At 55.9% G+C, this 12746-nt stretch carries 10 protein-coding genes; 9 read left to right on the top strand and 1 reads right to left on the bottom strand.

Annotation, left to right across the window (positions count from 1 at the left end; all coding sequences use genetic code 11):
• Positions 1–6: 6 nt before the first annotated feature.
• Genes tsaE through trxA form a run of 6 tightly spaced genes read left to right on the top strand, consistent with a single transcriptional unit; the run spans position 7 to position 8739 of the window.
• Entirely contained in the window at positions 7–477 is a 471-nt protein-coding gene (gene tsaE / locus BM316_RS11725) for a tRNA (adenosine(37)-N6)-threonylcarbamoyltransferase complex ATPase subunit type 1 TsaE (RefSeq protein ID WP_090208658.1), read from the top strand.
• Entirely contained in the window at positions 464–1438 is a 975-nt protein-coding gene (locus tag BM316_RS11720) for an aminoglycoside phosphotransferase family protein (protein WP_090208655.1), read from the top strand. Before tsaE ends, BM316_RS11720 begins: the two co-directional genes overlap by 14 nt.
• Positions 1435–2106, top strand: coding sequence for a nucleotidyltransferase family protein (locus BM316_RS11715; RefSeq protein ID WP_090208653.1), 672 nt, complete (start codon positions 1435–1437; stop codon positions 2104–2106). Before BM316_RS11720 ends, BM316_RS11715 begins: the two co-directional genes overlap by 4 nt.
• Positions 2099–5026: a double-strand break repair protein AddB gene (gene addB, locus BM316_RS11710; RefSeq protein ID WP_090208649.1), complete on the top strand. Its 2928-nt coding sequence runs from the start codon at positions 2099–2101 to the stop codon at positions 5024–5026. Before BM316_RS11715 ends, addB begins: the two co-directional genes overlap by 8 nt.
• On the top strand, positions 5023–8358 hold the full coding sequence (gene addA, locus BM316_RS11705; RefSeq protein ID WP_090208646.1) for a double-strand break repair helicase AddA: 3336 nt from the start codon (positions 5023–5025) through the stop codon (positions 8356–8358). The genes addB and addA overlap by 4 nt, the downstream gene beginning before the upstream one ends.
• Before the next feature lie 60 nt (positions 8359–8418).
• Complete coding sequence (gene trxA, locus BM316_RS11700; RefSeq protein WP_090208643.1) at positions 8419–8739, top strand: thioredoxin; 321 nt, start codon at positions 8419–8421, stop codon at positions 8737–8739.
• A 50-nt stretch (positions 8740–8789) separates the two neighbouring features.
• Here trxA and BM316_RS11695 read toward each other — a convergent pair whose 3' ends face one another.
• Positions 8790–9707 carry a capsular polysaccharide export protein, LipB/KpsS family gene (locus BM316_RS11695; RefSeq protein ID WP_090208640.1) on the bottom strand — a complete coding sequence of 306 codons (918 nt, stop codon included), beginning with the start codon at positions 9705–9707 and terminating at the stop codon, positions 8790–8792.
• 101 nt (positions 9708–9808) lie between these two features.
• Here BM316_RS11695 and hslV point away from each other — a divergent pair, with 101 nt between their 5' ends.
• Genes hslV through hslU form a run of 3 tightly spaced genes read left to right on the top strand, consistent with a single transcriptional unit; the run spans position 9809 to position 12744 of the window.
• Positions 9809–10366 (top strand): ATP-dependent protease subunit HslV, encoded by a 558-nt coding sequence (hslV, locus tag BM316_RS11690; RefSeq protein WP_090208637.1) that lies wholly within the window; start codon positions 9809–9811, stop codon positions 10364–10366.
• Complete coding sequence (locus tag BM316_RS11685; RefSeq protein WP_090208634.1) at positions 10363–11430, top strand: hypothetical protein; 1068 nt, start codon at positions 10363–10365, stop codon at positions 11428–11430. The genes hslV and BM316_RS11685 overlap by 4 nt, the downstream gene beginning before the upstream one ends.
• 6 nt (positions 11431–11436) lie before the next feature.
• Positions 11437–12744, top strand: coding sequence for an ATP-dependent protease ATPase subunit HslU (gene hslU / locus BM316_RS11680; RefSeq protein WP_090208631.1), 1308 nt, complete (start codon positions 11437–11439; stop codon positions 12742–12744).
• Positions 12745–12746: the final 2 nt, after the last annotated feature.

Raw genomic sequence — 12746 nt, 5'->3', positions numbered from 1 at the left:
CGGGGCATGTCACACCCATTTCTTCAGTTTCGAGCCCGCGATGAGGCCGAGATGGCGCAGCTTGCGGGCCTGATTGCTGAGCGTACAAAAAATGGTGACACACTTCTGCTTGAAGGTGAGATCGGAGCCGGAAAATCTGCATTCGCAAGAGGTTTCATTCGCGCAAAACTTGGCCGCCTCGAAGATGTGCCATCACCGACGTTCACAATTGTCCAGGTCTACAACAGCGACGGCGGTGAGATCTGGCATTGTGATCTGTACCGGCTGACACATCCTGATGAGGCATTGGAACTGGGGCTGGACGAGGCCTTTGAAACAGCAATTTGCCTTGTGGAGTGGCCTGACAGACTGGGTGAAGAACAGCCCGAGACGGCACTCCGCCTCTCGTTTGCCGCTAGAGAAACGCATCATGATGTCAGCATCAGTGGCGCGGATGAATGGGCCGACCGGCTAAAGGGGCTCGATGCAAAAGCGTGATGCAGTCATTGCTGCTACCTTGAAACAGACCGCATGGGCAGGATGGCAAAGCGAAGCAATCGCAGGTGACGCCTCGACGCGCCGCTATTTCAGGCTGTCAAACGGCGAGGCGTCAGTCATATTGATGGATGCTCCACCAGAAACCTGTCACGACACCGGACGTTTCGTTGAGATCGCAACGCACCTGACCGCCCATGGTTTTGCGGCCCCAGAAATCCTGCATCGTGACCTGAGCCTTGGCATTGTTGTCCTCTCTGACCTTGGCTTGAGCGATTTTGTACGCCACCTAAACGCCTCACCACACGAAGAGGCTTTGCTTTATGAGAATGCGACTGACGTTTTGGTCCGGCTGTCACAGACACCTGCGCCGCAGATGCTGTCTCGTCTGACACCAGAGGTCGGCGCCCGCATGATTCATCCGTTGGGCGAGCACTACGGCGTTGAGAACCTGCGGCAGATACAGGATTTGTTGCTCGCCGCTCTTCAGTCATATGCACCAACCGCTGACACGCTGTCCTTGAGGGATTACCATGCGGAGAATTTGATATGGAGACCGCAATTGACGGGAATAGACAGAGTAGGTCTCCTCGATTTTCAAGACGCCTTTATCGCACCAGCGGGATACGATCTCGCCTCGCTCCTGCGTGATGCACGGCGCGATGTCGATCCGCGCGTCGCTGATCGCCTGATCAGCGCGTTTGCAGAGGAAATCAGAATGGAAACCGCGCAATTCAGCGCACAGTTCGCAACGCTGGCGGTACAAAGAAATCTGCGAATTCTCGGCATTTTTGCCAAGCTGGTTGGCCAAGATCGCAAGCCCAAGTATTTGCCTCTTATGAACCGTGTCTGGCAGAGCATTCTAACCGATCTGCACCACGACGCGCTGTCGGACCTGAGGCTGGCAGTCCTGCAAAATGTTCCCGCGCCCGATCAGGATCACCTCAAGAGGTTTGCGGTATGACAATGCCAGCGCTCCTGTTTGCGGCGGGGAGAGGCACACGCATGGCCCCTCTGACTGATACACAGCCAAAATCATTGATCGAAGTCGCCGGAAAACCGCTGTTTGATCACGCCTTTGACTTTGTCGCTGAGGCAGCCTGCAGCCCCATCGTGGTCAACACGCACCACTTCGCAGAGATGATGCATGCGCATCTGCGTGGCCGAGCGATCCGGTTTTCCGACGAGACGGATTATTTGCGCGAAACAGGCGGAGGTCTGCGACATGCACGCCCTCTTCTCAGCGACGGGCCGATAGTCACAATGAACACTGACGCCGTCTGGCAAGGGCCAAATCCGGTGCAGCTTTTACTGGATCACTGGAAGCCTGATATGCAGTGTCTTCTTCTTCTGATCGCGCGTAACAACGTTCACGGCCATCTCGGCCCGGGCGACTTTGATTGCGACGAAAACGGTCGTTTGAGACGCGGGAAGGAAATGATCTATTCGGGCGCGCAAATCATTCGCGCCGACCTTGCCTCCGAAGTCCCGGATGAAGTTTTCTCAATGAACGTGATCTGGAACAGGCTGATTGCCGAGAACCAGCTTCACGGCGTCACTTATCCTGGCAATTGGTGCGATGTCGGACAACCTGAGAGTATTCCCATTGCAGAGGCGATGCTGAATGTTTGACCAGTCTTCTAAGCCGCGCATCTTTGGTATGCCCCCTGGCATCGATTTTGCAGAGTCGCTTGTCAGAGGACTTGAAAACAGGTGCGGCGACTACAACCCAGCGGATTGGGCGCGGGTAGAGATCTTCGTCAATACCGCAAGGATGCAACGGCGCATCCGCGCGGTATTCGACGCAGGTCCAGCACGGCTTTTACCCCGCATACGACTGATCACTGATTTGGCTGATGATCCGCTGTCTTTGGGTGTCCCACCAGCGGTGTCTCCGCTCAGACGCCGGTTGGAGCTGTCACAATTCGTGGCGAAGCTTCTTGAAAGCCAACCGGACCTCGCACCGCGCGCAGCGCTTTACGATCTCTCGGATAGCCTTGCAAAGTTGATGGATGAAATGCAGGGCGAAGGTGTAGATCCTGATGTTCTGGTCAACCTCGACGTCACAGACCAATCCGGACACTGGGAACGCGCATTGGCATTCCTCAGGATCATTACACCGTTCTTCAATCGCGCCGACCAGGCACCAGATAAAGAAGCGCGGCAACGGCTCGTGGTCGAAAACCTCTCCAAGGTCTGGTCAGATACTCCACCCGAACACCCCGTCATTATCGCGGGCTCGACCGGTTCGCGCGGAACGACAGCGCTTTTGATGCAGGCCGTTTCCAAGCTGCCGCAGGGCGCGATCATCCTGCCCGGCTTTGACTTTGATCTGCCTCCAAAGGTGTGGGACGGTATGACGGACGATCTGAAATTCGAAGATCACCCGCAATTCAGATTTCGGCGCTTGATGGAATTGATCGGCTTTGCGCCGCAAGATGTCGCAGAGTGGGAGCAAACGCGTCCCGCCAATCCAAAGCGGAACGCCTTGGTCTCACTTTCACTGCGGCCCGCGCCGGTTACTGATCAATGGCTTACAGATGGGCCGACTTTAGGCAACCTACTGGAGGCGACAAGGGACGTGACTTTGGTTGAGGCGCCGTCCCCGCGTGCCGAAGCCGAAACCATTGCGCTGCGTTTGCGGCAAGCCGTTGATGATGGGATCACCGCGGCGCTTATATCACCAGATAGAACGCTGACACGTCAGGTCGCAGCAGCACTCGATCGCTGGGACATCACACCTGATGATAGTGCAGGTATTCCACTTGCCCTGTCACCGCCCGGGCGCTTTTTGCGCCATGTTGCTGATCTGTTCGGAAAACCGCTGACGGGTGAGGCACTGCTCACCCTGCTCAAACACCCGCTTTGCCATTCTGAGCACCCTGATCGCGGCGCACATCTGCGTCACACCCGCGAACTGGAGCTTCATCTGCGCCGAAACGGGCCCGCCTTTCCGGATGCGCAGGCTTTGCTTGCATGGGCGAACAGCGCGGAGGGCCGCAGTGTTTGGGCCGATTGGCTGGTCGCGCATATGACAGACCTTGAGGTAGATACGGACCGCCCGCTTTCAGAAAGACTTGAACGTCACATCGCACTGGCCGAAGCCCTGGCAGCCGGACCGAACGGGATCGACGCCGGGGGGCTTTGGGCGAAGAATGCAGGGCATGAGGCCCAACGCATATGTGGCCAACTCCAAGATGCGGCTGACGCTGGTGGCGTCATGAACGCGCGGGAATACGCGTCTCTGTTCGCTGGTGTCATGAATGACGGTGTGGTGCGCGACCGGGATGCAGGCCATCCGAACATCCTGATCTGGGGGACCCTCGAAGCGCGTGTTCAAGGCGCAGACCTTACGATCCTCGCCGGAATGAACGATGGGGTCTGGCCTGAGGCGCCAGCACCCGATCCCTGGCTCAATCGGGTGATGCGGGCGAAGGCAGGACTGCTATTACCAGAACGGCGCATCGGATTGTCCGCCCATGACTATCAGCAAGCCATGGGCGGCGCAGACATCTGGATCACGCGATCCAAACGTTCTGCAGATGCGGAAACCGTGCCATCCCGCTGGGTCAACCGGCTTGTGAATCTGATGAAAGGGCTGCCTGCACAAAATGGGGAAGCAGCGTTGCATGCGATGCGCGCACGCGGAGACCATTGGATTGAAATAGCCAATGCACTGAGTTCACCGAAAGATCGCACACCACCTGCCCCGCGACCGTCACCTTGTCCTCCCCCCTCTGCGCGGCCAGACCAACTTTCAGTTACACAGATCAAGACATTGGTCCGTGACCCATTTGCAATCTATGCGCGGAAGGTCCTTCACCTTGACCCACTGGACCCGCTGACGCCTCAGGCAGATGCACCGCTGAAGGGGATCATCATCCACAAGATTCTTGAACTCTTCATCCGAAATGGCCACGGGCCAAACGACCGCGATGCGCTGCTTGCAATAGCCGAAGAGGAGTTCACCGCAAACTGCCCGTGGCCCACAGTGCGGGCACAATGGATGTCACGGTTTCGCCAGATCGCAGACGCGTTTCTTGCCGATGAAGCTGACAGGCAAGCAAAAGCACGCACGATCAAAACCGAACTTTGGGGAGAAACCAAAGTTGGAGCAAGCGGTGTCAAACTGACCTGCAAAGCGGATCGGATTGATCTGACAGAAACTGATGAGGCGCTGATCTACGACTACAAGACCGGAGCAGTGCCAACCAAGCCACAGCAAGAAAGCTTTGACAAACAACTGCTTCTCGAAGCTGCGATGGTTACGCGAGGCGCATTCACGGCGATTGGCCCAAAACAGGTTCAGGCGGCCGCGTTTCTTGGCGTGAACGCCGCAATGAAGACTTCAGCCGCTCCGCTGGACACTCATCCGCCCGAAAAGGTGTGGGCCGAACTTCAGCAACTTTTCGAGGCATGGGGTCAACACAAACGCGGCTACACAGCGCGCTTGGCATTGTTTTCGAAAACCGAAGTTAGTCCCTACGACCACCTCTCACGTTATGGCGAATGGGATACGAGTCAGGATCCTGAAAGTGAGAAGCTCACATGATACGGGACGAGGCAACGCAGCGGCAGGTTGATGCTGCCAATCCAAAGTTTTCTACCTGGCTTTCTGCGAACGCAGGCTCAGGCAAGACCCGTGTGCTGACCGACCGCGTCGCGCGCCTGCTGCTTGAGGATGTCTCCCCTCAAAACATCCTTTGCCTGACCTACACAAAGGCCGCAGCAACCGAGATGCAGAACCGCTTGTTTCTGCGTCTGGGTCAGTGGGCGATGATGGCAGATGAAGACTTGCGCGGTACGCTTAACGAACTTGGCGTTGAGCGGCAGGTTGGCCCTGACCAACTCACAAAAGCACGCACGCTTTTTGCACGTGCTATTGAGACACCGGGCGGACTTAAAATCCAGACCATCCATTCGTTCTGCGCAGGTGTTCTGCGGCGATTTCCACTTGAAGCACAGGTCAGCCCGCAATTTCGCGAAATGGAAGATCGTGATGCTGAACTCTTGCGGGCTGAAGTGGTGGACACGCTTCTTACCGGCCCCGATGCCGGAGCCGTCAATGACATGCTCAGACACTTCACAGGCGACGACCTATCAAAATTGACGGCTGAGATTACCCGAAACCGCGACGCGTTCCTTCAGCCCTTCAAAGCAGATGAACTGAGACAGTTTCTGAACGTCCCCGATGGCGCATCAGCCAATGCATTTGTCAATGAGGTCTATGATGAGGTGCTGTTGCGGGATCTTTCAGATGCCTGTGCTAGCGGCAGCAAATCTGACATCACGCTTTCTCAAAACCTGAAAGCGCTGCTCGCGGCCAAGCTTGATCCACACCGTCGCCTTGCCGCTCTCGAAGGCATGTTTCTGACCGGAAAGTCTGCGAAAGAACCCTATACAGCCAAGATTGGTAAACTTCCCACGAAAGCGACACGGTTAGCACAACCCGACCTGATGAGCCGCGTCGAAGATCTGATGACGCGCATTGAGGAAATCAGGCCTCAGCGGCTTGCCTTGCGCAGCTTTGAACGCACCGAGGCCCTCTATAATTTTGCGACAAGATTTGTTCCCGCTTACGAGCGGCGCAAACTCATGATGGGAGCGCTAGACTTTGATGACCTGATCCGCAAGGCAAGGGCCCTCCTGACGGACCGCGATGTCGCGCAATGGGTTCTATTCAGGCTCGACGGCGGCATTGATCATATCTTGGTTGATGAGGCGCAAGATACCAGCCCGACACAATGGTCAGTGATCGAGAATCTCGCTCAGGAATTCGCGGCAGGTGATGGCGCCAATACCGGACGTGAACGGACCGTTTTTGTCGTCGGGGACAAGAAACAGTCGATTTATTCCTTCCAAGGTGCCGATCCTGATGCGTTTGATGCAATGCGGGAGCACTTCGCCAAGGCGCAGACGGATATCGGCAAGACCTTGTTTGATACATCGCTAAAGCACTCTTTCCGCTCCGCGCAGGCTATTCTGTCTGTCGTTGATGCCTGCTTCACTGGTGAACGCGCCAAAGGCATGGATGACAGCATCTCGCACCTTGCTTTTAAGGAAAACATGCCGGGACGGGTCGACCTTTGGCCGGTGGTCGAGAAGCCGCAGATTGAAGATACACGCGAGTGGTACAAACCCGTCGATGAGCCCAGCGCAACCGATCACACCGTAGTATTGGCAGAGCGGATCGCTGCGCAAATCGGGTATCTGATCAAAAATGAATCCATCCCCGAAGAAATCGGGAACACCGGAACCTACAATCGCCGCAAAATTACCGAAGGCGATTTTCTGATCCTCGTTCAACGGCGCTCTGACCTTTTCGCCGAGATCATCCGTGCTTGCAAAGCGGCAAACCTGAAAATTGCTGGTGCAGACCGATTGCGGGTTGGCGCAGAACTCGCCGTCAAGGATCTCGCCGCGCTTCTGAGTTTCCTGGCCCTGCCAGAAGATGATCTGTCGCTCGCTGCGGCCTTGCGCTCTCCGCTTTTCGGTTGGTCAGAACAGGACCTGTTCACGCTTGCCCATCACCGTCCGCCCAAATCCTTCCTTTGGGCAGCACTCCGCAATTCGGACCACAATGCAACGCGCGCTATCCTCGATGATTTGCGCAGCCAAGCTGATTTCTTGCGTCCCTACGATTTGCTTGAACGCATTCTCATTCGGCATGATGGCCGCCGCAAATTACTTGCGCGCCTCGGGCCGGAGGCCGAAGACGGGATCGATGCTTTGCTTGCGCAAGCGTTAGCATATGAATCCGGCAATGTTCCAAACCTCACCGGCTTCCTGAGTTGGATGCAGACAGATGACATTGAGGTCAAACGCCAGATGGAAAGTCAGGGCGACCGGATTCGGGTGATGACTGTCCATGGTGCGAAAGGGCTTGAGGCGCCAATCGTCATTTTGCCGGACACCGCGAAACGAGATGTGCCGTTGAGGCCAGAGCTTCTGCCGGTGGGTGATCAGGTTGTCTGGAAACCATTGGCCGACGACATACCAGATACGCTGAAGCCCATTCGCGAAAGCATCCTTGAAAAAGAGCGCCGCGAAAGAATGCGCTTGCTCTACGTCGCCATGACCCGTGCCGAAAAATGGCTCATCGTCGGAGCAGCAGGCGATGTGGGCGATGGCGACGCAAGTTGGTACAACATCATTCAGGATGGCATGAGCGAACGTGGCGCATATGAAGCAACCTCGGGTGAACTGCCGATCACAAGAGTTTCGACGCTAGATTGGGACGTTGGAGAGGTGACGACGCCCGAACAGAAACCGAAAACGCAAATAGTCTTGCCAGAATTTGGCCATGTCTCTGCGCCCGTAACAGAACAGACACTTTCACCATCCGACCTCGGGGGTGCGAAAGTCTTGGCGGGCGAACACGACACCAGTGAATCTGATGCAGCAAAAGCGCGTGGAACGATGATACATCGATTGCTGGAACACCTGCCGGAGACGCCACCCGACCGACGCCTCACAGTTGGACTGCAACTCGCCGAAGGACAACACGAACTTGTTGAAGCGATTTCAGCCCTCATTGAGAATAATAAGCTTTCTTGGTTGTGGTGTTCGGATGCACTGACAGAGGTCGATATCACCGCTGATATTCAGGGCCTTGGCCGAATTCATGGTGCCATCGACAGACTGATCGTCACCGAAACGACCGTGACCGCCATCGACTATAAATCCAATCGACTTGTGCCACGCGAAGCATCCGAGACACCCGCTGGGCTGTTGCGGCAAATGGCCGTTTACCATGCAGCACTTCGCCAGATCTTTCCTGACCGACAGGTCGAAGTGGCAATCCTCTGGACTGAAACCGGAGAACTCATGCCCATTCCAGAGGCGGTTCTGGGAAACGCTCTCGGTCTTGTTACAGCATCTTGACCAAGTGACCGAGGCTACATAGGTTCTGCGCTCAACTTTCCCCGCCAAGGAGTGACCCTGATGGCAACCGTAGCAGTGACAGACGCCACCTTTGACGCTGAAGTGCGTCAGTCCGATATTCCCGTCGTCGTCGATTTTTGGGCCGAATGGTGCGGCCCTTGCAAGCAGATCGGCCCGGCACTTGAAGAGCTTTCCGATGAAATGGCTGGTAAGGTCAAAATCGTTAAAGTGAATGTGGATGAGAATCCAAACTCACCTGCCCAGATGGGTGTCCGTGGCATTCCCGCGCTGTTCGTTTTCAAGAACGGCGAAGTTGTCTCTAACAAAGCCGGCGCAGCGCCGAAAGCCGCGATCCAGGGCTGGATCGAAGACTCAATCTGATTGCCGATCTGATAGATCGAAAGGGCGCCCGCTGTGGCGCCCTTTTTTCGTTATACGGGCCAACCGTGGCCGCGCAGTACCTTTTTGATTTTTTCCTTGGCCTCAGGTCTGCCAGCGTTGATAGCCTGTTCCTGCAAAAACCAGTAAAGATATGAAGGGCAATCCGGCGCATGGGACGGCGCGCGGCTGATTGCTTCTTCTGCGCCGAACTCAGCCACGTTGAGCGCGATATGGTGAAAGTCCGTTTTGGCAAATAGCACCAGTGGCTTGCCGTAAAACAAACCTATGAACCCGACGCTTGAGTTCTGGGTCACCACGTAGTCACAGTTCTGCAAGTATCGGGCAGACCCACCGGGCTGCAAAAAGAACCTGTCATGCGTTTCGAATAATGATCGCAACGCCTCTTCTTCAGCTGCTGAATAGGTCTCATTGGGATGAAGTGTCGCGACAACCTGCCTCTTTGTCTCATGCGACAAAACCGCTTGGAGCATGTCGATGGGGCTGCATTGCTGGAACGACCGCCGCTCAAGCAACTTTCCCTGCAGGGGGACAAAAACGAACCCATCACGCCGCGCGTCACGCGCGGCATCATCAAACAACCGATTGCGCCAGAAACGATAGAAATTCGAGGCTTTGCGGGGGTCTATTTCGTTTGGATCAAAGGCAGACTTAGCGACAGGCCATTCCCATCGGGCGGCCTCTTTCTCGATATGCCAAAAGGGATAGAGATACGTTTTGCGAAAAACCAACCCGCGGCTGTTCACGGGGTCCTGCATCAAATAGAGACCGCGCCCCGGTCGCGCCATCGCACGGAGCCTCGCAGCGGCATCATCTCCATCGAAAGCTATGGACATGCCGGCTGCCCCGAGAACTTCTGCAATCTTCGAAATGAAGTTGTGATTGCCGTTTTCAGCCTGACGCCGCAGCTTGGGATGAAGATAAAATGTGACGGTATCACTGGCGCGCATTGCGCAAAGGTATCGGCACGGTTGCCATGGAACAAGACGGTCGGGGTTGTTTGCTGCCCAGTGGCCCGCCATATAGTTTCCAAGACGAAAAGGACCTACGAATGGCACAAGACGAATTCCCCGGTTGGCACGGCACGACGATCATCGGTGTGCGCAAAGGCGGCAAAGTTGTCATCGCTGGTGATGGCCAAGTCAGCCTTGGCCAGACAGTGATCAAGGGTACTGCCAGAAAGGTGCGCCGTCTCAGCCCTGGTGGTCAGGATGTGATCTGCGGTTTTGCAGGATCAACCGCCGACGCTTTCACGTTGCTGGAACGGCTTGAAAAAAAGCTTGAGGCGACCCCGGGTCAGCTTGCCAGAGCATCCGTCGAACTTGCCAAGGATTGGCGGACCGACAAATACCTGCAAAAACTTGAAGCGATGCTGATCGTGAGCGACGGTAACGACCTTTTCGTGATCACTGGTGCTGGCGATGTCTTGGAACCAGAGCATGATATCGCCGCGATTGGATCAGGCGGTAATTTTGCCTTGGCGGCAGGACGCGCAATGATGGACAGTGACAAAGATGCCGAAGCCATCGCCCGCGCTGCGATGGCAATCGCTGCAGATATCTGTGTTTACACCAACGGCAACCTGACGGTTGAAACAATCAGCGGATGATTGAGCGCGACGACCTCAAAGCGGCTGTCAGCAGCGGTCTGCTGAGCGAGAAACAGGCGGCTGGTCTGATCAGCCTGTCTGACAGCCGCCGTGGCGCGCGCGAAAACCTTGCGGCGGGGGATGAACCATTCGAACTTTTCAAAGGGTTCAACGAGATTTTCATTGTGATCGGCCTGATCATTCTCTCCGTCGGTTGGTGGAGCTTTGCAGGCGTGATGATTGCCGACAATATGGGCAGTCTTCAGTCAACGACGGCTGCCGTTGGCGCCTTGTCGGGTGCCGTGATCTGGTTGCTGTCTGAGTATTTTATCCGCAAGCGTCGTATGGTGGCTCCGGCGATTATGCTTTCGCTCATGTTCGCTGGCACTGCCGCAGGCGTCATGAATCTGATCATGACCGAACCGTTCATGGTCGCGCAAAACGACTATTCCAGCGTTCCACTTCCGCTGTTTATCGCCACGCTTTTGCTACTGGTCTACTGGTGGCGGTTCCGTGTGCCGTTCGCGATGGCGATGATTGCTGTCGGCCTCTTTGCAGTGGCAATTGTCTTTGCGGCCAGCCAGGGCGGCCGGGTGGAAGATATTAATGATTTCTTCCTGTTATCCGCAGATGGCCCCTTCGCGTGGATCACCCTTGCCTTGGGTTTTGCGGTTTTTGCCGTGGCGATGGCCTTTGATATGAGCGATCCGCATCGCGTCACGCGCAGATCGGCGAATGGCTTCTGGCTGCATGTCGTTGCCGCGCCAGCTTTGGTAAACACTGTGGCGCTGTCACTGATTTCGCAGGACACGGCATTTTCAAACCTGATCCTGCTCGGCGTGCTTTCCCTTTTTGCGATTGTCGCAATCGTCATTGACAGGCGCTCATTTCTGATCGCAGCCATCGGCTACATTGTGGCACTCGCCGCCACGCTCTTTGACGGCGAAGGAACGGCACTGACCGTTCTGATGCTCGGCATCGTACTTCTTCTTTTGGGTGCTTTCTGGGAACGTATCCGCGCAAGGGCCCTGCGCCTGATGCCGGGGTTTATCCCGCTGCACCGCCTCCCTCCATCCCATGTGTGAGTGATTATGACTGACTTGACCCCTCGCGAAATCGTCTCGGAGCTTGACCGCTTCATCATTGGCCAAAAGGACGCGAAACGCGCCGTGGCTGTGGCCTTGCGGAACCGCTGGCGGCGCAAACAATTGGGCGACGATCTGCGTGATGAGGTCTATCCCAAGAACATTCTGATGATTGGCCCGACAGGCGTCGGCAAAACCGAAATTAGCCGCCGCTTGGCCAAATTGGCGCGCGCGCCATTCCTCAAAGTTGAGGCAACGAAGTTCACGGAGGTAGGATATGTTGGCCGTGATGTCGAACAAATCATCCGCGATCTGGTCGACACTGCGATCATCGACACACGCGAGCACATGCGCGAAGACGTCAAGGCGAAAGCCTATCAGGCTGCCGAAGACCGTGTGATCACTGCTGTTGCTGGCACTGACGCACGCGACGGCACGCGCGAAATGTTTCGAAAGAAGCTAAAGTCGGGCGAACTTGACGACACGGTCATCGAGCTTGAGTTGACGGATACATCCAATCCCCTGGGTGGTTTCGAAATCCCCGGTCAACCCGGTGGCATGGGCGGTATGATGAACCTTGGCGATCTGTTCGGCAAAGCCATGGGCGGACGCACCGTCAAGAAGCGGATGACCGTTGCAGAGAGCTATGAAGCCTTGATCGCTGACGAAGCCGACAAACTGCTGGATGATGAGACGGTGACGAAAGCAGCGCTCGAAGCGGTCGAACAGAATGGCATCGTCTTTCTTGATGAAATCGACAAGGTTTGTGCCAATGCAGACAGACGCGGCGCTGATGTCAGCCGCGAAGGCGTTCAACGCGATTTGCTCCCCTTGATCGAAGGAACCACTGTCAGCACCAAGCATGGCCCGATCAAGACAGACCATATTCTGTTTATCGCCTCAGGCGCATTTCATGTCGCAAAGCCCTCAGACCTTTTGCCTGAATTGCAGGGTCGCCTGCCAATCCGCGTTGAGTTGCGTGCTCTGACCGAAGATGATTTTGTCCGCATCCTGACCGAAACAGACAATGCGCTCACACGGCAGTATTCAGCTTTGATGAAGACCGAGGATGTCACAGTGACGTTCACCGATGACGGCATCAAGGAATTGGCCAAGATCGCAGCCGAGGTCAACGAAAGCGTCGAAAACATCGGTGCGCGGCGTCTCTATACGGTGATCGAGCGTGTGTTTGAGGATTTGTCGTTCAACGCGCCGGATCGCGCAGGAGAGGACATTGCCGTCGATGCCGCTTTCGTTGAAAAACACCTGGGCGAATTGGCGCGTTCAATGGATGTCAGCCGCTACGTGCTGTAATC

The organism is Yoonia litorea (assembly GCF_900114675.1).
Classification (GTDB): domain Bacteria; phylum Pseudomonadota; class Alphaproteobacteria; order Rhodobacterales; family Rhodobacteraceae; genus Yoonia; species Yoonia litorea.
The sequence above is the reverse complement of the archived record's forward strand: the minus strand, read 5'-3'. Positions and strand labels throughout refer to the sequence as shown.

What these genes read in the sequence shown, in the direction of transcription:
- addA (WP_090208646.1), top strand. Translation starts at nt 5,023, where the DNA reads ATGATACGGGACGAGGCAACGCAGCGGCAGGTTGATGCTGCCAATCCA.
- trxA (WP_090208643.1), top strand. Translation starts at nt 8,419, where the DNA reads ATGGCAACCGTAGCAGTGACAGACGCCACCTTTGACGCTGAAGTGCGT.
- addB (WP_090208649.1), top strand. Translation starts at nt 2,099, where the DNA reads ATGTTTGACCAGTCTTCTAAGCCGCGCATCTTTGGTATGCCCCCTGGC.
- hslV (WP_090208637.1), top strand. Translation starts at nt 9,809, where the DNA reads ATGGCACAAGACGAATTCCCCGGTTGGCACGGCACGACGATCATCGGT.
- BM316_RS11685 (WP_090208634.1), top strand. Translation starts at nt 10,363, where the DNA reads ATGATTGAGCGCGACGACCTCAAAGCGGCTGTCAGCAGCGGTCTGCTG.
- BM316_RS11720 (WP_090208655.1), top strand. Translation starts at nt 464, where the DNA reads ATGCAAAAGCGTGATGCAGTCATTGCTGCTACCTTGAAACAGACCGCA.
- hslU (WP_090208631.1), top strand. Translation starts at nt 11,437, where the DNA reads ATGACTGACTTGACCCCTCGCGAAATCGTCTCGGAGCTTGACCGCTTC.
- BM316_RS11715 (WP_090208653.1), top strand. Translation starts at nt 1,435, where the DNA reads ATGACAATGCCAGCGCTCCTGTTTGCGGCGGGGAGAGGCACACGCATG.
- BM316_RS11695 (WP_090208640.1), bottom strand. Translation starts at nt 9,707, where the DNA reads ATGCGCGCCAGTGATACCGTCACATTTTATCTTCATCCCAAGCTGCGG.
- tsaE (WP_090208658.1), top strand. Translation starts at nt 7, where the DNA reads ATGTCACACCCATTTCTTCAGTTTCGAGCCCGCGATGAGGCCGAGATG.